Raw genomic sequence first — 24428 nt, 5'->3', positions numbered from 1 at the left:
GTATTATTTCAAATGATACGTATTCTCAATTAAAAAGATTTCTGTTATGCTAAATCAAAAAGAGGCATACCATTATGACAATTAATGAGCAAATGAAGTTATGGAATAATAATTTACTTGCTATTTTAAATATTGAGTGGTTTGAACAAGAAGATGAACAAATCATCATCCACAAAAATTTACCAACTAGTAGCTTTATTATTATGACCAAAGGCGAAGGTGAAGTATGTTTTAATAACATTTGCCATACTTTCTCTTCCACTTATATTTTTCATCTACAAAAAAAACAGTCGTTAGAAATACACACTTCTAAAAACTGTGCGTATTTCCTTGTATATTATCGCTCTAAAAATAAGGCACTATTTACTAATACGAATTACCATTTCAAAGCAACAGACCATTTAAGTATTTTAGAACCTATACAACAAATTTATCAAAATAAAAATTATAATCTCGCTTTAAATCATCTTTATATCACAATGTTAGCTCAGCAATTTAGTTATCAAATATATAGACAATACCATTTCCCACATTATGATTTAACATCCCAAGTAATCCATTATTTTCATCAGCATTTTAAACAATCATTAACATTAGAGCATCTCGCTAAACATTTTCACTGTAGTGTTAGTTATTTATCTAAACAATTTAAAGAAAATACAAATTATGCGCCTATGTATTATCTCGGTAAAGTCCGTATTGATGCTGCTATTGAATTATTATTAACAAGTGATGCAACACTTCAAGAAATCGCTGAAAGAACAGGGCATCTTGATGGTTATTCTTTGAGTAGAAGCTTTAAAAAATATACACATTTATCTCCTACTGCTTTTAAAACACGTTATCGATTAGAAGATTTGCCAACAATTCGTAGAGAATTTGCCATTCTCTCTTCAACTCCTTCTCTCTATACTATGAATGATATTGAGAATAATTATCAAATAAGGAGAGAGAAACATTCTATGATGTATCAAAGCATGAAATCAACTTTATTAGCGTTAGTCATGTGTTTATCTATTGTATTAACAGCTTGTAATACCACACCTGCTGAAAAAACTGAGATTAAGCAAGAACAACAAGCAACGGAAACAAGAGTAGTAAAAACACCTCATGGAGATGTAACAATACCAGCTAATCCAAAACGTGTCATTGCTGATCAATATATGGGTCAATTATTTAAATTAGGCATTATTCCTGTCGGTGTACGTTCTTATATGTTAAGTGAAGCTTGGTTTGATTATGCAGGCATTTCACAAGAGACATTAAATCAAATTGAAGATTTAGGCGGATTCCCAATGAATGCTGAAAAAATGATTACATTAGAGCCTGACTTAATTATTGGTTCAATTGAAGATAATATTGAGCAGTACGAAAAAATTGGTACAACAATATTTGTTCCCTATTGGGAAGAACTTTCAACAGCAGGCCCCATTGAAAAATTCCAACGAATTGCGTCTCTATTCGGTAAAGAAAATGAAGCTGATGAGTGGATTAGTGATTTTAATAACCAAGTAACAGACGCACAAAAAATTATAAATAAACATATAAAAAAAGACGAAACTGTCTCTGTTATACAAATTAGTTCACAAGGTAATTTTGTATTAGCTAGTGAAGGTGGTAATTATGGTAGCCCCATTATTTATGATATGTTGAAATTAACACCTACAGAGCAAGCAAAAAATATCAAAGATGGTTTTGAAAATATTTCTTTAGAAGTATTACGTGATTATATTGGGGATCATGTATTTGTTTACATTGGGTCAGAAGAAGATGCTGCGCCTGTATTAGAAAGTGCGGTTTGGAAGGATATACCTGCAGTAAAAAATGGCAATGTTTATTTTTATGGTCAAATGGGTGATGAATTTGTTATGGAAGACCCTTATTCACTTGAAATGCAACTTAATAAAATTATAGATGTCGTAGAGAATCATAAATAACAACAAAACAAACACTAATTGGGGTTTTTCCCTCTGTAGTGTTTGTTTTTTCCGTTATTAGACTAAAAACTTGGCGGTGGCATGTCGCAATGATTTAGATGCTTTCGCAATAGTGCCTGCATGATGATGAATTTTATCCACTTGTTCTAATTGTTGAGTTGTTAATGTCACAACCTCTGTAGCATAATCAGCGGTTTCACTTGAAAAATTCGTTATGGTCGTTGCGGTGTGCGCAACTTCTGTCGTGTGTTGTAAAATCTCTTCTACAGTTTGTGTAACACCTTGAATATTAGGTGTGATACTTTGAACTTGATGTGCAATGGCATAAAAATTCTCAGAAGTTTGTGCTGTTGCGTCTACACCTTGTGTAGCATACACGACCATTTCGTTCATCAGTCTAGCTGTTTGTTGAGCGTCTTGCTCAATGCCTCTAACAATACCTGTAATCATTTGGGTTGATTGAATCGACTGCTCTGCTAATTTGCGAACTTCATCGGCAACAATAGCAAACCCTTTGCCATGTTGCCCTGCATGTGCCGCTTCTATAGCAGCATTCAACGCAAGTAAATTGGTCTGTTCGGCAAGCGTGGCAATAACATCGACTACTTTTTCAATATCTGTAGATCGTGCTGTCATAGTTTGTGCCATTTGTTGAGAATTTTGTGCAGCTTTTTGAATGCGCTCCATTTGTTGTGCATTAGTCGTTACAATAGCTGTCCCTTCCTCCACAGTTTGTAGCGTATCCTGTGTCATTGTTGTCACTTGCTCTAAATGAGCGGTGATCGATTGTATACCTGACTCTACCTCTGTTAAGGAAGTTTCATTTACTTTAAGTTGTTGCACGGACTCCTGTGTCGCATCTGAAATGGCTACCATCTTTTGTTTTATTTGCATAGTGGAAGAAGTTGTTGTAGCAGTGGCTTGCTCTAAGTCATCTGCGACTTCCGTTACATCAACTGCTGTATGTTGCACTGTTGCTAATAAACTTTGCACTTGTGTGGTCATTTGATTGTATGACAGCATAACAGCACCTAGTTCATCATTAGCGCTGTAAGTTGCCATTTGACTAAAGTTCCCTTGTTCAGCTTGTTTTAATAATCGTTTTAACTCTTGTGTTGGAATACGTACTGCCCTTGTAGCAATAATACTCATACTAATTACTAGTATAACGACAATGCCACATACACCACCTAACACCCAATAGCCAAATTGAATATCTTTTTCATACGCTTTTTTCTGTTGCTCTGCTCGTTTAATAATATATTGTGACAACTCACTTAACTTGTGTTGACTCTCCATAGCAAGTGGTAAGTAGTTTTGTTCAAACCAGTCATTTTCTTGTTTTTCTTGCAAGGTATGGGTAATTTGTTGTTGTAACTCCTCATATTGTTTTACTAATAAACTTACCTTATTATCTGACTGCCATGCTTTTAATTGTTGTAGCTCTTTTTTTGTGTCACTCGCATGTTGTGTACCTTTAGAGAATGCTTTTTCTTGTTGTTGTTGTTCTTCAACAAGTTGGTTAATCCAGCTTAATGGTTGAAGTGCTTCTGTATATGTACTTGTTGACTGCCATGACATTTTCCGTAAATAATCGACGCTAAAAACGCCGAGTAAAATATTTGAAATCACACAAATAAACATGAGTAACATGAGTTTATCTTTTACTTGAACATAGCTCCATAGTCTCATTAGCGATAGCTCCTTATGTTCTATTAAAGCTAATACTATAGTGCTGTTATGTATAACATATCAATTCATTGTAAATTTTTATTAATCTTTATCATATAAAATTTAATATTTTTTACAAAAAGACAACAAATCATATGTGCTATTCTTATTCAATAAAAAACAGCAAAATTGTGAATTTGCTGTTGGCTATACCACTACTTTTATGTTAATTATTTTTAAGATTAATTTGTTCTGGTGTAAATACGCGCTCTGTCTCTTTAACAGGGGTTTGTTTATTTCGTTGCGTAATAAAATACATGAGTAAGACAATGGCTGTAATGATGGTAGTGAATAATATTTGTGAGCGCATCGTATCAATGAAAAACATAGCTACTAATAAGGCTACAGTGGCGATAATGGTAAAGTACGTTAAATACGGAAATAGCCACATCTTTACTTTTAATACTTCTGGATTTTCCTTTTCTATTTTCTTACGCATACGCAACTGTGAAACCGCAATAATTAAGTAGAGAATTAACGTAATCGCACTGCAAGAACTAAGCAAAAACATAAATACTTTATCTGGTGAAATGTAATTCATAATAACAGCAATATAAGAGAAAAATGTAGCACCCAAAATGGCGTTAACAGGAACCCCATTACGATTTAATTTAAGAAATGTTTTTGGTGCTTCTCCTTTCTCTGCCAGTGAAAATACCATACGCGATGTAGCATATAAGGCCGAGTTTAAGCAGGATAAGACGGCTGTTAACACGACAAAATTCATAATTTGAGCTGCAGCTGGAATCCCTATATAATCAAGCACTGCCACATAAGGACTTGTTAAAATATCAGATGAATGCCAAGGCAACAATGTAACAACTACTGTAATTGACCCAACATAAAAAATTAAAATGCGCCATGTGATTGAATTCGTTGCCTTTGTTACTGCCGCTAAAGGTTCATCGGACTCACCCGCTGCAATGGCCACAATCTCTGTGCCCATAAAAGAGAAAATGACAATGACAACGCCCATTAAGACAGCACCGAAACCATTTGGTAAAAATCCACCTTCTCCTACAAGGTTAACGACACCTACTGCAGTAAAATTGGGTGCTAAGCCAAAAATAATAAAAGAGCCTAAAGCAAGAAATGCAATAATACTTACCACTTTAATTAATGAAAACCAATATTCAAATTCACCAAAGGCCTTTACAGACCACACATTTGTTAAAGTCATAGCCACCGTTAACAATAAACTCAATAGCCATAACGGCATACCATCATACCAGTATTGAATAATAGCTGCAGCTGCAGTAGCCTCTAATGCGATAGCAATAACCCAAAAGAACCAATATAACCACCCAATCATAAAGCCTGCCCACGGTCCAATGGCTTCATGTGCATAATGGGCAAATGAGCCACTCGTTGGATTAACCGCTGCCATTTCTCCTAACATACGCATTACTAAAATAACAATAAAGCCTGCAAAAATATACGAAAGTATAGCACCCGGACCAGCCAAATTAATGACAGAACCACTGCCCATAAATAAGCCAGCCCCAATAACACCAGCAATCGCAATCATCGTCATATGTCGTTTCTTTAAACCTCTTTGTAACTGTACTTCATTGCTCATACTTCTCACCCTTCCTATATTTGCAATACTTATTACTGAAATTTTAGTATTTTCTGACTTTATTAACGATACACATTACGTAAAAAAGATAGCGCTTACATTTGAACACTATGTCAAGTTTCTTAACTCAAAGAGTGCTTTTCTTGGTAGTAATTAAAAACTACACCGCCCATTGTTAAATCTGTCTAACAATCGGGGTGCAGTTCAATCACAGGTATTTTTACAACGCTTTCTTAATCTTTAACCACTTCTGTATAAATCTCCGGTCTTCTATCTTCATACACAGGGATACGGTTTCTAACTTCATCCACTTGTTCAAAAGGCACATCAATAATTGCCATCTCTTCTGTGTCATTGCCTGTCCATAAAATTTCACCCCATGGGCCAATCACCATAGAATACCCATTAAAATTCTCTACTTTATGACTAATACGATTGACAGCAATGACAAAACATTGATTTTCAATTGCTCTCGCTTGTAATAAAACTTTCCAGTGGTCTACACGTGCTGTTGGCCACTGTGCTGATACAAACAATACTTTTGCTCCTAATAAAGCTTGTGTGCGTAACCACTCTGGAAAACGAATATCATAACAAATCACCGCGCCTGCCTCAATATTACCTAAATCAAAACGATTAGGTGTGCCTTCACCTGCTGTTAAATACAAATGTTCGTCCATTAAACGAAACAAATGTGCTTTATCATAGCTACTTTGTTGTTGACCAGTATTATCATATACATACATGGTGTTATAGTAATGTTCGTTTTGAGCTGTAGCAACCGACCCACCCACAATATGCAGCTGCAATTGTTGGGATAGCTCACTTAAAAACTGTTGCGTACGTTGGCCTTTATCATCGGCTAATTTAGGTAAGTCTTTTAAGGCGTAGCCTGTGTTCCACATTTCTGGTAAGACAGCAATTTCTGCCCCTTGTGCTGCCGCTTTGCGCAACCATTTTTCTGCATTAGCAAAATTTTCTTCGACTTTTCCATATCGTACATTCATTTGAATACATGCTACTTTCATTTATTGCTCCCCCTTTGTTCATCTTATGCTTTTATATTATCCCATAGAAAAAGTACGCTTTGCTATAAAAGCGTACTTTGTATACTTTTTATGAAATCACACCTAGCTCTTTGCCTACTTTTTCGTAAATGGCAAGTGCATCGTCTAACATTTGTTTTGTATGTGCGGCTGTTGGCATATTACGCACACGCCCTGTACCTTTAGGAACAGTTGGAAAGACAATGGACTTAGCATATACACCTTCTTCGATTAAACGCTTTGAAAATTGTTGTGTTAATGTTTCATCACCAATAATACACGGTGTAATTGGTGTCTCAGATGCACCGATATCAAAGCCTAACTTTTGCAAACCTGCCTTTAAATAATTCCCATTGTCCCATAACTTATCATGTAATGCGGTTGAGTCCATAATTTTTTGGATAGCGCTTGTAATAGCCGCTACATCTGCTGGTGGTAGCGCTGTTGAGAATAAGAAGGGACGAGAACGTACTTTTAACCAATCAATAAGATTTTGCTTACCTGCAACATATCCACCTACCACACCAATTGCTTTAGATAGTGTACCAATTTGGAAATCAATCTCATTTTCTAAACCGAAGTGCTTCACTGTGCCCTTACCCTTACCCATCACACCTGAACCATGAGCATCGTCTACATAAGTAATTAAATCAAATTCTTTGGCAATGGCTACAATCTCTGGCAATTTAGCAATATCACCATCCATGGAAAATACACCATCTGTAATCACCATAATTTTATTATACTGACCTGATGCTTTAGCTGCCTTTGCTTTGGCACGTAAGTCATCCATATCAGAATGGTTAAAAGCAATAATTTTTGCTTTAGATAAACGACAACCATCAATAATCGAAGCGTGGTTTAATTGGTCTGATAAGATGGCATCATTTTTATCCATTACTGCTGAAATCGCTGCCATATTACAATTAAAACCAGATTGATAACTAATGGCCGCTTCTGTTCCTTTAAATTCCGCTAGCTTTTCTTCTAATTTAATGTGTAAATCCAATGTGCCATTAATTGTACGCACAGCACCAGCACCTACACCATAGTGCTCGATTGTTGATTTTGCTACAGCTTTTAACTCTTCATCTGTAGCCAATCCTAAGTAATTATTAGAAGATAAATTAATTAATGATTTATCATTTACTGTAATAACGGGACCATTTGCGCCTTGAACCGGATCAATTTCATTATATAGTCCTTGCGCTTTTAAGTCGTTTAAATTATCGTTTAAAAATGCATTTAAGATGTTTGACATGCTGACACTCTCCCTAAAGTATTTGTTTATAGTGTAACAGAAATCTCTTCTTGTGCTATAATCCTTTCACTCATAAAAAAATGCCTCATAAGTTAAACTTAAGAGACATAATTATTGCGTAATTTTATGAACTTGTGCATGCGTCACTTTAATTAAATCTGCAACAGCCATGTGTAATTGTAATCCTACTTTACCTGCACTAACAATAATCTCATCTAATGCATCCACACTCTTATCAATTATAGTAGGATACATTTTTTTCATGCCCACAGGTGAGCATCCGCCACGTACATAACCCGTCACTGTTAATAATTCGTCTAATGGTAACATCTCTAACTTTTTTACTTTAGCAATTTTTGCGGCGGCTTTTAAGTCTAAAGTTTCTGTTACAGGTATCACAAAAATAAATACTTCATCTCGACTTGCATACGTCACTAATGTTTTATACACATATTTAGGTTCCATATTAATTTTATTTGCTACCGAAAGACCATCAATCTCTCCATCATTAACGGTGTATTCTAGTACATCAAATGATATATCACGTTGTTCTAATAATCGGATTGCGTTTGTTTTTAATCTTTTTTTTGCCATGATAAGAACTCCTTAATTAGGCTATTTGCGAAAATTTTGGCTCTTGGAATGACTTATAACCATTAGCTACCATTTGATATGTTGTCGCATACGTTTGTATAGCTTTATTAAACAACCTTGTATGCATAACATCTTCTAAGTTGCGCCCAAATATTGTTTCTCGTTGTGCATCTCGTACAACATCTTTTGTAAAGCGCTCTGGTACATGGACAGTATCATCAAGCTCTTTACTCTCTTGCTCTATAATTTTTGTTTGTGCAATTTGACTAACCGCGCTTTCTGCGACCTTTAAATCTTGAGCAGTTGGGTTTTTAGGGGCTAATGCCGCCTGTCTAATGGACTCTAAAATAGCTAGTGTGTCATCGCTAACTTTAGGCTTTTGCTCATCTTCAACTAATTGTTCACTTGGTAGATGCGCTACTTTAGGCTCATTAGGTTGGACTATTTTATCCTTGACCGAATTCCCTTGTAATAATTGTTGTAACTCAGCTAATGCTGCATTTTTAGCAGGTTGAAAATATTGTGCTTGTTTTTTATACGCACCTTCTGCTTCTTTACGCAACTGCAAACGTTTGCGTTCTTCTGTTTGTACCAGTCTTTCAGGTTGTACAGCACTTGTTGTAATGCGCATAACGCTCCCCCTTCCTCAATTGTGTAATGTTTCTATTATACAATATTTTTCAAGGGGTTTATAGAGACTGTACAACTAAGCAGGCATCTACTATATAATGCTTTCCACCTAAAAGCAATTATTAATTGATAATTACTCTAAATGTTAGAATAAAAAATCGTGCATCCCTCTTGAGGAATGCACAACCTTTTATTAGCCTTTTATGAACAACAAGATGTATTCTCTGTTGTTTGAGGTGCAAATTCAATTTCAAATCCTAAATCTTCCAACATGCGGTAATCGCTATTTTTCTCTTGGCCTGCTGTCGTTAAATAATCTCCAACAAAAATACTATTCGCAATAAACATACCCATTGGTTGTAAGGAGCCTAGGTTTACTTCTCGCCCACCAGAAATACGGATTTCTTTTGTAGGATTAATATAACGGAATAAAGCTAATACTTTTAAGCAATAACGAGGGTTCAACTCATCTGTACCTTCTAACTTGGTGCCAGCAATTGCATGCAAAAAGTTCACAGGGATAGAGTCTGCATCAAGTTGGTGTAAAGCACGCGCAATATCAATCACATCTTCTGTTGTTTCTTTCATACCAATAATAGCTCCAGAACATGGTGATATGCCATGTTTTTTTGCAATTTCTACTGTATTCACGCGATCCTGATATGTGTGAGACGTTGTAATATAATCGTGATGGCGTTCTGATGTATTTAAATTATGATTATAGCGGTCTACACCTGCTTCTTTTAATTGCTCTGCTTGCTCTTCCTTTAACAAACCTAAACAAGCACATACCTTTAAGCCATATTTATCTTTAATTTCTTCTACTGCTTCACTCACTACATTTACATCTTTACGTGTAGGTCCACGCCCGCTAGCTACAATACAGTAAGTTCCGATTTTATTATCATAAGCACGTTTAGCCCCTGCTAAAATTTCTTCCTTTGTAATAAACGGATATTTATCAATAGGTGCAGATGATTTTGAAGATTGCGAACAATAACCACAGTCTTCAGGACAATAACCACTCTTAGCATTCATAATCATATTTAATTTTACTTTTTTGCCATAGTAGTGTTTCCGAATAGTAAAAGCACCGTCTACTATTTTTAATAAATCATCATCACTTGCCGTTAAAATTGCCATTGCTTCTTCATTTGAAATCGTCTTTCCGTTAATAACTTCTTCTGCTAGTTGTGTATAATTCATACCATCTCTCCTCTATTCCCCTCAATATGTTAACTTAAATATATAATAAGTTTACATATTAACATTCAACTTGTAAATAGCCGATTTTGTATGAACGATGAGAAACCTTTTTATACTAACATATAGCGCTGGACAATCGTATCATATAAACGTTTGCTCAATATCGCTGTAACGCAAGCTAATATAAGATCCACAAAAAAACCTGCGGAAAATCCAACCATAATCGCATACTTTATCGAAGTTGTTTGACCAACCCATATATTCAACATAGCATAAAGATACGGTATACCTATTAAATAAATGCAGAACACACCGAGTAAATTGGCTATCACAAAATGTATAAATTGTGGTTGTTTGATACGTTCAATAACCCACCCTATACAATAAGCAGCCAAAGCAAACCCTAATAAATAACCGAAGCTTGGTTTAAAAATATACATGATGCCACCACCTTCATTAAAGACAGGCATGCCTGCTAAACCGACCGCAATATAAACGAGTTGGCTGTATAATGCTCCTTTACTTCCCAATAATACCCCTGCCAAAAAGACAACAATAATCTGTAAAGTAAATGGCACAACAGGTATCGGTATTTTAATAAATGCTCCTATTGCGGTTAAAGCGGCAAAGATTGCAATTAACACCATACGTTTTGTCTGTACATTTTTCATACTAATTCCCTCTCAGCAAAGAAATTAACAAGCGTGTCTTTTGTTGTCGTCACCATAAACGTCATTTCTTCCTCTGTAATCGTATAAGGTGGCATAAAATATAAAATATTGCCTAACGGACGAATGAGTAAACCTTTTTCTAATGCTTCTTTATAAATGTGATAACCAATACGCTCTTCGCTAGGGAATGGTTGCTTTGTTGTTTTATCTACCACCAACTCAATAGCACCTACTAAACCTATTTGACGATACTCTCCCACATATGGCAAATCACAAAAAGCTGTCTCCGCTTGTCGCCTCAACATAGCGCCCTTCTCCTGCACCATATCCATCACGTTTTCGTCTTCAAACATTGTTAAAACTTCCTGTGCAATACGGCAAGCTAAAGTGTTACCCGTATAACTGTGCGAATGCAAAAATGCTTTCATGGTTTGATAATCATCGTAAAAAGCCTCATAAACATCATTCGTCGTTACTACGACAGATAATGGCAAGTATCCTCCTGTAATCCCTTTAGATAAACATAGAAAATCAGGTGAAATGTCTGCTTGTTCACAAGCAAATAAACTACCTGTTCTCCCAAAACCAACAGCAATTTCATCAGCAATCAAGTGAACGTCATATGTGGTGCATAATGCGCGCAATTTTTTCAAATAAATAGGAGGATACATTTTCATGCCTGCTGCAGCTTGAATTAAAGGCTCAATAATAACAGCCGTAATCTCCTCATGATGTTGCTGTAAATCTCGCTCAACAAATTCAATACATTGTGCCTGACAATGACTCGGTTGTTGTTGAAAGGGACAACGATAACAATCCGGCCCTTGGCTACGTACTGTATCTAGTAATAATGGTGTATACACTTCATTATATAAATCCACCCCACCTACCGAGAGCGCTCCAATCGTCTCCCCGTGATATGCATTTGTTAACGCTAGAAAACGTTTCTTCCTAGTTTTATTTTTTTGTGCATGATATTGGAAACTCATCTTTAAAGCGACTTCAATTGCCGCAGAACCATTATCAGCAAAAAATACTTTATTTAACCCTTGAGGTGTAAGGCGTACTAAACGCTCTGCTACTTCAATTGCGGGTAAGTGTGTAAAGTTAGCAAAAATGGTATGCTCAAGTGTTTGAGCTTGTTGAGCAAGTACTTGACTCAACCGTTGATTAGCATGCCCAAATAAATTTACCCACCAAGAAGATACAGCATCTAAATAACGTTGCCCCTGCTCATCATAAAGCCAAACTCCTTCTCCCCTTACAATCACTTTAGGTGGAAATTGTTCATAATCTTTCATTTGAGCACATGGATGCCAAATATAACGCAAATCTTTTTCTTGTAATTGTGTCATCATCGCAATGCCTCCCATAAAGTCGTCTGCTCAAGCGTTAGGTTCTCCAGATCCTGTTCTTTAGCTAACTTCGGTATGACGGCAAATGGCAATTGTGTTTGAGCAATAATAACATCGATATTTTCCTGCTCCAATTGTGTATTCTCAAAGCCGTTAAAAACAATGCCGAACACCGTAATGTTGTTGTTATTTAAAGCTTGCAATGCTAACAAAGTGTGATTAATTGTGCCTAATCCCGTTTTAGTGACAAGTACTGTGGCAAGTTGCGATGCTTTCACAAGGTCTAGTAAATAATAGATGGGTTGTCTATGTAATGGCACATACAAGCCTCCTGCTCCTTCACAAATCATCACCTCATACTGCTGGCTATGCTGTTGTATACGCTCTATTATTACTTCTGGTTTGATATGGTCATTCTCTAGTTGAGCTGCATAGTGAGGCGAAGCAGGTGCCTTGTAGCAATAACACATCGTGTCGTTTGTTAAAAGTGTTTGTTGACTATAGCGCTCATACATTGTGGTGTCATAGTAATATAAGTCATTATCGCTTGTTAATACACCTGTTTGCACAGGTTTAAATGGTAATACTTGCTTATTAAATTTTTGAAAAGTACGCATCAATATTGTGGTGACAAATGTTTTTCCTACATCTGTATCTGTACCTACAACCCAAAAATGTTGCAAGATTAACTCCCCCTTCAAATGTGTTAACTTATTTAGTTTTTAAGTTAACACATATGCTATGTTATTGTAAATGACTTTTGAGAATTTACAATAACTTAACTTGCATACCTCATAAAAACTTATTAGCATTTAAGTATTACTGTGTAGAAGGAGATCATTTGTGAAAAACTATCTGGAGATTTTTTTCATCGCCTTTCGACTAGGTTGTACATCTTTTGGTGGCCCGACTGCTCATTTAGGTTATTTTCAAAAAGAATATGTACAAAAAAAGAAATGGCTAACAGACCAACAATTTGCTGATTTAGTCGCATTAAGTCAATTTTTACCTGGCCCTGCATCGAGCCAAGTTGGCATGGGGATTGGCTTAATACGTGGGGGTATTGTGGGCAGTATATTAGCTTTTATTGGCTTTACTTTACCATCTGTTATTTTTTTGATCTGTTTTGCGTTATTTCTGACGAATACAACCATTGATTTAAATTGGATTCAAGGCTTAAAATTAGTCGCAATTGCCATTGTGGCACAAGCCATTGTAGATATGAGTAAAAAGTTACTTCCAACAATTCATCACGTGTTTATTGCCTTATTAGCACTCAGTGCCATGTTATTATTCCAAACAAGTTGGTTACAAATTGTCATTATTTTAATTGCTGCTATTACAGGGCAACTCATATTAAAAAATCGTACAGTTGCTACAACTAGTATGGCATTCTCAAAAAAGATGGGCATCACTTGTTTGAGTTTGTTTTTTGGATTACTCGTTTTATTACCACTACTCGCAAACACTTTTCAACATGATTGGCTTTATTTAATCGAAAAATTTTATATGGCTGGAGCATTCGTTTTTGGGGGTGGGCATGTCGTACTACCTTTACTCGAAACACAATTTGTTGAAACAGGCTTAATGTCTACCTCGTCATTTTTAGCAGGGTATGGTATTACCCAAGCGATGCCAGGTCCATTATTTACCTTTGCCACATATATTGGCACGACACTTTATGGTGTGAGTGGCGGGCTTTTAGCTACTTTTGCTATATTCTTGCCTGCCTTTTTATTAATTATTGGTGCTTTGCCCTTTTGGCAAGTATTAAGTACCAACGCTAAATTACGCGGTGCAGTAAGTGGTATGAATGCGGCTGTTGTTGGTATCCTTGCCGCTGCTTTTATTACACCTATTACTTGGTATACCATTACTAGTATCAAAGATGTCATATTTGCTGTAGTGCTGCTGCTCATCGTATTTTTAGCTAAACAACCACCTATTGTTACAGTTATCATTGGCTTTATCATTGGTGTGGTATTTTACTAAATACCAAGAGAGCGATATAACTTTCGCTTATTCCATACGATACTGAACACCATGTTGCATTTTCATACCTTTCTAAATCAAAAAATGTTAAACCGAACGAGGTCGGTCTAACATTTTTTCTTTTAATCCTAGCTACTTTTAATTAAGTTGTAGTGACTTTTTAGCACCCATTAATGCATCCACAACGTAATCTGCTGAGACAACTTGTGCTGCATCTATTAATTGCTCTTCTTTGACACCATTATGAATCATACAAGCGGAACACACTTTTAATGTGCCTCCTGCCGAGATAAACTTTTCTATGAGTTCTTGTACAGGTAAAAATGGCTCACCAATATTTATTTTATCCGCAAAACCTTGCGATGCTAAATGCACCGCATCAGACAATAGTAAAATCTCCGCCTTATGTCCTTTTTCCGCTGCTTTCCATCCCATCGTAAATGCAATTGTTACATTATTAGGATTATTATCATGATGTGCCAATGTGATTAATAAATCTGCATATTCCATTATAAATAGCCTCCTTTTATATACCCTAACCCGTATTTTACCTCTTTTTAAATGACTTTTCCAATCATCTGCTTCAATGTGTAAATCACATATTGCTTTTCTTTCTTTTTAAACTCTGAGGGATGCCACAATTTTCATTATGCAGGTCGTTAACTTTTAATAAAAAAAGACCGTCAAATGACGATCGTTTAGCTAACTTCGTTCTTCAATAAACACACTCCTTCTTTTTGTCTGTTAATATGCCAACAACGGCTCCCAATAGTATGTTCGTTATTAAGATTGGATGGATTGAATCTATTGCAACTATTAGAATAAACGACAATATACCTGCAACTGAGGCAAATAAAATTGCATTATAGGACATCATATTTCCTCCTTGGCTTTAAAAGTTTTTCTAGAAGCTGACTCATTTTAGTGTCAATTTTATCTCATCACATGATTATTCAGCCCAACATGCTAATACACTATGACGTTGCATACATCATTAGCTCCCTTGTGTAACTTCTCATCAATGTGGGACAAATCGCTATCATCAGTCTCACTTAAATTAAACGCTGTATGTATCTTTTTCAAAGCTCAATCATATAAAATTAATCGTTTATCAACGGCTACTTCATCAAAATGATCGACTCTGTTTGAATTTTTATCGTCTCATTCTTTACATCTCATTTGGGTACTCTTGATATATCATCTATTTTTTATTAATAAAAAGCGTTTTTTTTACAAATAAAATAAAATAAACGTAATGATAACAATCAAACTACTTTACATTTACGAAGTGGTACAGCACTTTTTTATCTTATTCTTATACATCCTAAAATTTTTCAACTGTCCATTACATTCTATGATGAAACATCCTTAACGACTAAAAATCTCCTTAAAAATGTTTTAAGGAGATTTTTTACTATGTTTTATATTTGAGGCAACGCCTGTGTTAAATCTTCAATTAAATCGGCAATATCTTCAAGCCCAACTGAAATGCGAATCAAGCCATCCTCAATACCTAGCGCTAATCGTCGGTCGCGTGGGATCGAAGCATGCGTCATCTTGGCTGGCAAGGAGATTAAGCTCTCTACTGCACCTAAACTCTCGGCTAATGTAAAATAGTGTGTTTGTTCTAACACACGTAACGCTGTCGCTTCATCCTTCACAGCGAAAGAGATGATACCACCAAAACCTGCTGCTTGTGTTTTGTGTAATTCATGCCCTTTATGAGTTATTAATCCTGGATAATATACTTTTTCGACCGCTGGATGCTTCACTAGGAAATTAGCTAACTCGTTAGCATTTTGCTCAATCTCTTCCATACGGATCCCTAAGGTTTTCATACCTCGCACTAATAACCAACTATCATGTGGGCTTAAAATTGCACCAGAACCATTTTGAATAAAGTGAAGTTCTTCGGCTAATTTTTCATCTTTTACTGCAACTAAACCAGCAATTACATCACTATGACCACCTAAATATTTTGTTGCACTGTGTAAAACAATGTCTGCACCTAGCGTTAATGGATTTTGCCAATACGGTGTACTAAATGTATTATCTACAAGTAATAATAATTGATGTTGTTTAGCAATCGCTGCCACACCTTTTATATCTGTAATTTTTAATAACGGATTCGTTGGTGTTTCAATAAAAATAGCTTTTGTATTTTGTTGAATTGCTTCTTGTACATCAGCTAAATTTGCCGAATTAACAAAACTTACTTCAATATTTACTCGACTAAGCACTTTCGTTAACAAACGATATGTCCCGCCATATACATCATCTGTTACTACAATATGGTCACCTGCATGGAATAATTGCATCACTGAATTAATCGCAGCCATTCCTGATGCAAAGGCAAAACCATGTGTCCCCTGCTCAATATCTGCAATAAAAGTTTCTACACCATTACGTGTAGGATTACCTGTACGCCCATATTCATAAACAAAATCGCCTACACTTTGTTGTTTAAATGTACTTGCCTGAAAAATAGGCAGTGACACTGCTCCTGTTGTTTTATCTACAGTTGCTCCGCCATGAATTAATTGTGTTTTTTTACGCATGATTCCTGTCGCCTCCATAAATGTTTTTACTTAAATAACGCTCGCCACTATCTGGAAATATGGTGACAATTGTTAAAGGTTTATCTGTTTGATCTGCGATTTGACAACACGCTTCAAAAACAGCACCTGATGAACTTCCAACAAGTAACCCTTCTTCTTTTGCTAATTGTGCTACTCTAGCAAACGCTGCTTTATCTGAAATTGTGTAAGCTTCATCGTATAAAGCTTTATCAAAAAATGGTGGGAAGAACTCCATGCCAATACCTTCTGTCTCATGACTTCCACTCTTACCACCATTAATGATTGAACCTTGTGGCTCAACAATTACCGTTTTAATCGATGGATTTTGCTCTTTTAAATATTTAGCCACACCCATAAAAGTCCCTGATGTACCTGCTCCTGCAACAAACACATCTAGTTTACCTTCTGTACCTTCATAGATTTCGCGTGCCAAGCTATAATAGTAAGCTTCTGCGTTCCACTCTGTATGAAATTGATTAGGGTTATAAGCGCCTTCTATCTCTTGTACTAATTCCCTAGCTTTAGCTACAGCGCCTTTCATCCCTAACTCTTTTGGTGTGTTCACAATCGTTGCACCTAATGCCCGTGCCAATGTTTGTTTTTCCTGACTAAAACCTTGGGGAATGACAAAAATAGCATGTACTTTAAAATGTATTGCCGCCAGTGCTAAACCAATTGCTGTATTACCTGCAGTTGGCTCAATCACTGTACCACCTTGATGTAATTTCCTTGTTTTTAATGCTTGTTCAATAATATAAAAGCCTAAACGGTCTTTGACACTTCCTCCAACACTCATCATTTCAAGTTTGGCTAAAATGCGTGCATTTGAAGAGGGCACACTTGTCTCTAGTTCATATAACGGTGTATTGCCGATTAGACTGGTTAATTTTTGATATGTATTCATATGTTTACCTCCAACTAATTCAAACTTAAATAGTAGGTTTTATAAATCATAGCATGAACTTTTACGTTAAACAACACTATTCTTAGTTGACAACTAAGAATTAAAGTTCTAAAATTTCAAAAAACACTGTTATAGGAGGTTGAGTTCGAGTGCGCCAAACTTATATTACAAGTAAAACCCCCGTCATCTTACCTATCTTATTATTTATTGTGTGGTTGATTTTTAAAGCGTAAACATTTATTTTATATTCACTCTACAACACCCCCCTCTATACAAGGATTATGCTGCCAATCTATGTTATATTTACATCATAAGAAAGGGTGTTATTATGGCTAAAATAGCAGTAATTGCTGAGAAACCATCTGTTGCAAGAGACATTGCAAGAGTATTGAAATGTAATAAGAAAGGAAATGGCTATTTAGAGGGCGATAAATATATTGTCACTTGGGCACTTGGACATTTAGTGACATTAGCTGACCCTGAAAGCTATGATGTAAAATATAAGACGTGGAACTTAGAAGACTTACCAATGCTACCTGAAAAAATGAAACTAGTTGTTATGAAGCAAACAGGTAAACAATTTAATGCCGTCAAACATGTGCTTGAACGTCAAGATGTAACGAGTTGTATTATTGGTACAGATGTGGATGTATCTCTATAAAAATCAAGTGTACAAAAATCCTAAATAAATAAAAAACCTAATATTTAAAGGATATCCAATTTTTTCTTAGTGTACATAATTATTCTCCTTAATTTGCACATAAATAAAAAGCCTACCAAATAAATATCATATCTGATAAGCTTCCACATTTTAAAACAGAGGTGAAAATTCATTTTCATAGAACTCATTTACTGCTAAATTAATATCCCGTAAGCTAGTGTCTTGTAACTCTTTATTTTCAAGATGTAGTTTTTGAAAAACATACTGATATAAATTCAACCCATTAATTTTTGCTAAAAATTCTTCATACGATAATCCGTTAATTTTTTCAAAGTCAAAGATTCTTTCAAAAAGGTAGCTTATAGTAGTTCTAATAATTTGCTGATCTAAATCTAAGTTTAAATTATATTTTAAAGAAGTATATAGTACAGTTAGATATCTAAAAGGTACATTTCCACGAATATAAGGTACAAATTTAGTTGTAGACATAGTGAATAAAATGTTCATCCCTTGTGATAAATAACCTCTTTGTGAAAAGAAGAACACCTCACTTATAGGCGCTTCTTTATTACCCATAAATTCTGTATTTACAAAGTTGGTGAATCTTTCTTTTAAAGAATTAGCTCCTACTTCGTCATCCCAACCAAATAATATCCAATCTTTAACTGGTTCCTTCAAATAGCTTTCTATATCTTCAAAAGTGTTTATTTTTCCAAAGTAATCTTTAATGGAACTAATCCCTTCGAATAACGAAATGAAAAATTGTTGGGCAGCTTTAGTGACAATTTCTGTTGGAATTACTGTGCGAAGTGGTAAAATGAAAAAATCATTTGATGCAGTTTTATATAATTCAATAGATTCTCGAATATTTTCTTGAATTACATCTGAAAATTTCTCACGCATTTTAGGAGGTAAGTCTTTATCTAAAAGATTTAAGTAACTGATTAAAGGATCATCAATTAAACAAATTTTTCCACTAATTTTCATAGAATAATGTTGTAAATATTCAAGGTCGATTTTAGTAACAGCTGTGAGAAAAATAGTTTGTAATTTAGGGAATTCATACTCATAGATTGTGTTTAGAACATTTTCATTTCTTTTCCAAAATAAATTTAATTCCTCTATAAACTCAACAAAATATTCTTCATCCCATTCTGTTAATCCTAACTCCAAAAGATAAATGTACTCATTTTGGATTTTAACAAGCTCTTCCATAAATTTCGTTTTTATCATTTTAATTCCCCTCCAGATGAGAAGGGTATCCATAGAGTCCTTTTAAAATTTCTAGTGTTTTTTGCATAAGCATTTTAGCATCATGCCATACGCTTTTTAAATTCTGTTGATTTTCAATGTCTGGTACACAATGGAACTGGTGGCTAGCTTTGTCGCATTTTAATAGGCTACTTTCTCTAATTGCCCCCCATAACCCATGTTCATAAATTGAATCGTAATCATATAGATGTTTATACAAATCTGATTCATTTACTAGCTCTGCCTTCTTTTTAATGTTATGGCTACCAAAATAATTCAAATCCATATCGATAAAATTCTTGTTTTTATATTCTTCTACTAGTAACCCTATATAGTTATAATCCACATGACTGTTAGGATAAATATCACCACTATCTTCATATCTTTCAGTTATTAATTTAAACTGGCCTAATCCGTAATATTGATATTCTTCCCAAATATTTTCTTTCTCTTTTTCTCTAAGAAGTAAATATTTCATCATAATATAGTTTTCGATTAAAGATCTTGTAATACTTCGGCCAGTAATAGTGTTATAAAGATTGTGTTCCACTAATTCTAAAAATCGCTTATATGAAAAGGTCGTAATCCCTAATAAAACTAACATCTTATGGTCTAAGGGCGATGTTGTATGGAATAAATCAGTGAAATATTTTAACTCTTTATAAATTTGCTCTAGTGAATCCTTTCTATCTATTAAATCTTCTACATCAAATTTAACTTGAAAAAGCTCACATTCAGTCAATTCGCTCATCCTTTCCCAAAATAATTCAAGATATGTTATATCTATATTTTTTTCAAAAGAGGGTGACACCATTTCTAAAGTTCTTATAGTAGGTCTAATCATCGCCATTAAAGGATTATCATGTTCCAGTAATGGATACCGTTCAATTAGTTCAAGATGCTGTACTGGCATAATAATTCTATTTTTTAATTGCATATAGTAAAAGATTAAATACCTCAGGTCTGTAGTTTGATTAGAATGTTGACTGGAAAATTCTTTGAGTGTTTCTTCTAATTTATCTATTTTTCCTTCAAAACTAAGTTCATGGCTTGAAAAATACTTTGAAAATGGTCTACTAACTGAATAAGTAATAACAACAGTTAGAGGGTTTAAAGTACTTTGATCTACTTTATTTAATAAATAATTATAAAAGAGCTTTTGTTGTTGTTCAGGTAGATTTAGAATTTCTGAAATTTTCGGATGCATATTTTCTTTCGGTAGATATTTACTTAACTCCATTAAAATATCTTTAAGCAAATCTAACGAATTTCTTCTAGATTGTGATTTATATATTAATGCTATCCATAAATATTCTGGTAGACGACCTAAATACCATTGTTCTTCTTTACCTATTTCTGATAGTAATTCATTAAACGGAGTTATAAATTTTCCTTTTTTAAATTTATGTCCTTTGTATTCCATCAAATTCCCCCAATTTGTAAGTATATTAATGGTAACATTTTTCGAATCATTAGATAATACTTCATATAAAGTTATTTAAAGTTATAATAATATCGTATAAATACTGTTAATAAGCGTTATAAACTAGTGATATTAAAATAAATTCCACAGAAAAATTCACGGGGATGGTGAAATTATGTCAAATGAACAAATTCTCTTAAATAAAGTTCTTGATGCAAGTTCTAATACTATCTGGGATGAGTTGAAAAAGATTAGAGAGTCCTCTGAAGGTGATAAAAAAGTAATTCGCCGTAGATGGGTATGGGAGTTAATTCAAAATGCTTCGGATTGCACACCTAAAAATCAAAGGATCGATATTTCTATAAATTATTCAAACAATCAAATTATCTTTAGCCATAATGGTCTCCCGTTCTCTTATGAAAACTTATTAGATTTAATAACACAAATTTCCTCTAAACAGAGTTCGGAAGAAAAGAAGACAGGTAAGTTTGGAACCGGATTTATGTCAACACATTTATTGTCAGAAGTTGTAACGATAGAAGGTTCTTTTATTCAAAATGATGGGACTTATAAACAGTTAAATTTTGTCGTTGATAGATCGGGTAACGATTATAAAGATATAAAGAATAAAACTAAAAAAATGCTCGAAGATTTAGAAAGACTAAATCACTATTCTGATGAGTTACAAAACGAATATTTGAAAACTAAATTTATTTATTCAATAGACCAGGAGGATATATTAGAAGCAGTTGAAGAAGGAATAAAAGATTTAAAAGATGCCATACCTTATGTTTTAGTATTCAATGAAAACATTAATTCTATTACTTATAATAATGAAATTTATCAAAGAAAATTAGAAAAATCATCTCAATCTAACCCAAAAATTAAAATGGTAAAGATAGAAAGCTCAAATTCCGATGTAAAAAGTTTACTATTTTTGGATGAAAATGAGGTAACAATTGGTTGCGAAGTAGAGTTCATAAATAATAAATTACATTTCTTACCTTTATCAAATAGCTTACCAAGGTTATTTTGTGAATTCCCCCTACTTGGAACAGAAAAATTTTGTTTTCCTATAGTTGTGAATTCTAAATTATTTGATGTTGAAAGAGATAGAAATGCGATTAGAGATAGTAATGAAAGGAATATGTCTTTAATAAAAATTGCTATTTCATTATACAAAGAACTTTTGGAATATTGTTCGAAAAAAGAAAACACCAATAATGTATTTAATATTTGCCTTATTAATAAACCTATTAATTCAGTTATTCAAAATCACTGTTATAAAGAACTAAAAAAAACTATAGAGTCTAGTCCTATTATTCCGATTTATGATGATTTAGGTGGGTTGAAAAAGGAAGCTTTTATAGGGGATTCAGAAGTGAATATCTTTATTCCGATAAAATTAGAGGAAGATACTAATGATGAATTTTGGCAGCTTCTATCTAATTTCAAAAATTTAAAGATTCCTTCTCAAGATAGCTATTTAGGGTGGAGTAAAGTTTTTATTCCTAATATTAATTTTTCTTACGTAAATGAAGAGTATTTATCAGACTCAGATTTAACAACAGTAAATTCAAATTTAAAAACGCATATTCAATCTTCGGAATGGCTAAACAAATTTTATTCTTTATGGATAAATGAAATAGGCATTGAGAAATTAATAACAAACGTTTATGTACCTAATCAAAATGGGGATTTTATTTTATTTGAAAAAATATATTTTGATGAAAATATAGATGAAGAATTGAAAGGCATATTAGGTTCTCTCGGTACTGATATAAAGAGTAAATTATTAAATAAAGATATTACCGTATTTGAAGAATTTTATAACGAAAATACAGAAAAAAAAATAAATAATAAGATTACTTCTAACAAAATCGAGAAAAAAGTATTAGAAATTTTATCTAAAGAAACTATTGATAATATAGAGCGGGAATCCAATACTCAACAAATATTCAATAAATTAACTAACTGGTTTATATCTAATCAGCAAGATGCAATTAATTGGTTTGAAAACATTTATGCCAAAAGAATGATGTTATCTTCCCCAGAAGAAAATTTAAGAAGATATAAAATAGCAGAAAAAATTGAGAATCATAACATTAGATATGAAGAGTTAGACGATATTATTAATAATCGAGAGCAGATAATTTCTATATTACATAATATAGAGTTAAGCCATGATGAAATAATACAACAATTGAAACATATTGTAACTTCTTCAAGAGAACTTAAACTATATGTAGATGGCTTAATTGAGAGAAGCATAAAAAATATTTACACTTATTTAAGTGAAAGCAGTTATTATACGCTTCCTGAGACTCTAGATGAATGGAAAAGTATTAGACATTCAAAAACCATCTTCCCAGCTAAATATAAAGGGAAAGATATCCGAATTGTAATACGTCCAAGTGATCAGCAACAAATAATCTTTTATCATGAAGAAGAATTCGAAGCTCTAGATGATACAGAATACCAATTATGGACTGATGATGGAAAAGTCCAAAGACTTATCACTTTAGGAGATTTATTAAAGACCACTGGAATTTCTAAAATTCCTTTAAATAATTTATGGAAGAGTTGAATTCATTGTTTAGAGATATTGAAACTATTAAGTCTACGATTAGCAATAATAATCGTATAAACGTGAAATATGTACACCCAATAATCGAGAATGAAGAATTAGCAAAATGGATTTCTGCTTTCTCAAATGGTGATGGTGGAGATATTATTTTTGGAGTTCAAGATGATGGAGTAAATCTAAATGTTAAAAAGTTTCCCTTTAAAATTGATATGCTTCAAATACAACTTATCCTAGAAGGACAAGTTCAATTAGAATCTGGAAATTTCACTTTTAATGAACATAATTTATTTTATATTTCTATTGCCAAATCAAGTGAATTTATAAAAGTTAATGGAATTCCTTACACAGTCGACAGAGGAGGTAAATTAAAAGAATTGTTAATGAAAAAAGTATTTATTTCATATACTCATAAAGATCGTGATTTCGCAAATATTATAGAGAGGAAATTAAAAGAAACACAAAATATAATAGTAAGTCGTGACATCAACGTTACAGAGTACAGGGATAGCTTAGATGAGTTTATGCAAACTATAAGAGAACATGATTATGTAATTTCAATTGTTACAGATGCATATATAAAGTCTCTAAATTGTATGTATGAAATTACTCAATTGATGAAAGATAATGACTATAAGGAAAAGTTGTTTTTTATTGTTGTTGGAAAAGACGACGCAATATACTTTAAAGATGAAAATCTTTATGAAAACTTTGAAGCGAAAGTTTATAATGTCTACGATAGAATAGACTACATTACTTATTGGGTAAATGAAAAGGAAAAGTTAGAAGGTAAAATAAAATTAGCTAATCTCCCTATTAGCCTAATGGAACATCTAGCTACAGACGTGAGAAAATTAGAATCTGTAATACCATCTATGAATGATTTCATCGCTTTGGTAAGTGATAGAGTAGGTAGATCATTCAAAGAGATGGAACAAAATGAATTCAAGGAAATTTTAAAATCTATAAAATAGAATTTTATTTCTAATAAAGTACCGTACTAATTGAATTAATACAATTAATA

General features: G+C 33.7%; 19 protein-coding genes and 1 pseudogene. 5 read left to right on the top strand and 15 right to left on the bottom strand.

The features are described from left to right. Positions 1–74 precede the first annotated feature (74 nt). On the top strand, positions 75–1937 hold the full coding sequence (locus IEW44_RS01240) for an AraC family transcriptional regulator (protein WP_188613195.1): 1863 nt from the start codon (positions 75–77) through the stop codon (positions 1935–1937). Positions 1938–1994: 57 nt separating this feature from the next. Here the strand turns inward: IEW44_RS01240 and IEW44_RS01235 are convergent, their stop codons facing one another. The 10 genes from IEW44_RS01235 to bioD all read right to left on the bottom strand — a co-directional run bounded on the left by IEW44_RS01235 (position 1995) and on the right by bioD (position 12693). Further along, positions 1995–3629 (bottom strand): methyl-accepting chemotaxis protein, encoded by a 1635-nt coding sequence (locus IEW44_RS01235; protein WP_188613194.1) that lies wholly within the window; start codon positions 3627–3629, stop codon positions 1995–1997. Positions 3630–3834: 205 nt separating this feature from the next. After that, positions 3835–5247, bottom strand: coding sequence for an amino acid permease (locus tag IEW44_RS01230; protein WP_188613193.1), 1413 nt, complete (start codon positions 5245–5247; stop codon positions 3835–3837). 233 nt (positions 5248–5480) lie between these two features. Next, on the bottom strand, positions 5481–6275 hold the full coding sequence (locus tag IEW44_RS01225) for a carbon-nitrogen family hydrolase (RefSeq protein ID WP_188613192.1): 795 nt from the start codon (positions 6273–6275) through the stop codon (positions 5481–5483). Positions 6276–6363: 88 nt separating this feature from the next. Further along, the gene (locus tag IEW44_RS01220) at positions 6364–7554 is read right to left on the bottom strand and encodes a glycine C-acetyltransferase (protein ID WP_188613191.1); all 1191 of its coding nucleotides are present in this window, start codon (positions 7552–7554) and stop codon (positions 6364–6366) included. Positions 7555–7665: 111 nt separating this feature from the next. Beyond that, positions 7666–8148 (bottom strand): Cys-tRNA(Pro) deacylase, encoded by a 483-nt coding sequence (gene ybaK, locus IEW44_RS01215; protein WP_188613190.1) that lies wholly within the window; start codon positions 8146–8148, stop codon positions 7666–7668. 16 nt (positions 8149–8164) lie between these two features. Beyond that, on the bottom strand, positions 8165–8779 hold the full coding sequence (locus IEW44_RS01210) for a hypothetical protein (RefSeq protein WP_188613189.1): 615 nt from the start codon (positions 8777–8779) through the stop codon (positions 8165–8167). Positions 8780–8979: 200 nt separating this feature from the next. Further along, positions 8980–9984 (bottom strand): biotin synthase BioB, encoded by a 1005-nt coding sequence (gene bioB / locus IEW44_RS01205; protein ID WP_188613188.1) that lies wholly within the window; start codon positions 9982–9984, stop codon positions 8980–8982. Between the two features lie 110 nt (positions 9985–10094). Beyond that, a complete protein-coding gene (locus IEW44_RS01200) occupies positions 10095–10655 on the bottom strand; it encodes a biotin transporter BioY (protein WP_188613187.1) in 561 nt (186 codons plus the stop codon). Beyond that, positions 10652–12013, bottom strand: a complete 1362-nt coding sequence (bioA, locus tag IEW44_RS01195) for an adenosylmethionine--8-amino-7-oxononanoate transaminase (protein ID WP_188613186.1) — start codon at positions 12011–12013, stop codon at positions 10652–10654. Before bioA ends, IEW44_RS01200 begins: the two co-directional genes overlap by 4 nt. Next, on the bottom strand, positions 12010–12693 hold the full coding sequence (gene bioD / locus IEW44_RS01190) for a dethiobiotin synthase (RefSeq protein ID WP_188613185.1): 684 nt from the start codon (positions 12691–12693) through the stop codon (positions 12010–12012). The genes bioA and bioD overlap by 4 nt, the downstream gene beginning before the upstream one ends. A 160-nt stretch (positions 12694–12853) precedes the next feature. Between bioD and chrA the strand changes: the two genes are divergently transcribed. Next, positions 12854–14002 (top strand): chromate efflux transporter, encoded by a 1149-nt coding sequence (gene chrA, locus IEW44_RS01185; protein ID WP_188613184.1) that lies wholly within the window; start codon positions 12854–12856, stop codon positions 14000–14002. Positions 14003–14140: 138 nt separating this feature from the next. Here chrA and IEW44_RS01180 read toward each other — a convergent pair whose 3' ends face one another. The 3 genes from IEW44_RS01180 to IEW44_RS01170 form a co-directional block, all read right to left on the bottom strand. Further along, positions 14141–14512: a DsrE family protein gene (locus IEW44_RS01180; protein WP_188613183.1), complete on the bottom strand. Its 372-nt coding sequence runs from the start codon at positions 14510–14512 to the stop codon at positions 14141–14143. Between the two features lie 911 nt (positions 14513–15423). Further along, entirely contained in the window at positions 15424–16560 is a 1137-nt protein-coding gene (locus IEW44_RS01175) for a bifunctional cystathionine gamma-lyase/homocysteine desulfhydrase (RefSeq protein WP_188613182.1), read from the bottom strand. Further along, entirely contained in the window at positions 16553–17485 is a 933-nt protein-coding gene (locus tag IEW44_RS01170; protein ID WP_188613181.1) for a PLP-dependent cysteine synthase family protein, read from the bottom strand. Before IEW44_RS01170 ends, IEW44_RS01175 begins: the two co-directional genes overlap by 8 nt. A 328-nt stretch (positions 17486–17813) precedes the next feature. On the opposite strand from IEW44_RS01170, the pseudogene IEW44_RS01165 reads away from it, so the two are divergent. Beyond that, positions 17814–18128, top strand: a pseudogene (locus tag IEW44_RS01165) (toprim domain-containing protein); the annotation flags it as partial. 168 nt (positions 18129–18296) lie between these two features. Here IEW44_RS01165 and IEW44_RS01160 read toward each other — a convergent pair. Continuing rightward, entirely contained in the window at positions 18297–19379 is a 1083-nt protein-coding gene (locus tag IEW44_RS01160) for a hypothetical protein (RefSeq protein WP_188613180.1), read from the bottom strand. A gap of 1 nt (position 19380) precedes the next feature. After that, on the bottom strand, positions 19381–20820 hold the full coding sequence (locus IEW44_RS01155) for a DUF5677 domain-containing protein (protein ID WP_188613179.1): 1440 nt from the start codon (positions 20818–20820) through the stop codon (positions 19381–19383). Positions 20821–20995: 175 nt separating this feature from the next. On the opposite strand from IEW44_RS01155, the gene IEW44_RS01150 reads away from it, so the two are divergent. Together IEW44_RS01150 and IEW44_RS01145 are read left to right on the top strand one after the other, a co-directional pair. Beyond that, entirely contained in the window at positions 20996–23407 is a 2412-nt protein-coding gene (locus tag IEW44_RS01150) for a sacsin N-terminal ATP-binding-like domain-containing protein (RefSeq protein ID WP_188613178.1), read from the top strand. Positions 23408–23412: 5 nt separating this feature from the next. Beyond that, positions 23413–24378, top strand: coding sequence for a TIR domain-containing protein (locus IEW44_RS01145; RefSeq protein ID WP_188613177.1), 966 nt, complete (start codon positions 23413–23415; stop codon positions 24376–24378). Positions 24379–24428: the final 50 nt, after the last annotated feature.

The organism is Lysinibacillus alkalisoli, assembly GCF_014643595.1.
Taxonomy (GTDB): domain Bacteria; phylum Bacillota; class Bacilli; order Bacillales_A; family Planococcaceae; genus Metalysinibacillus; species Metalysinibacillus alkalisoli.
The sequence above is the reverse complement of the archived record's forward strand: the minus strand, read 5'-3'. Positions and strand labels throughout refer to the sequence as shown.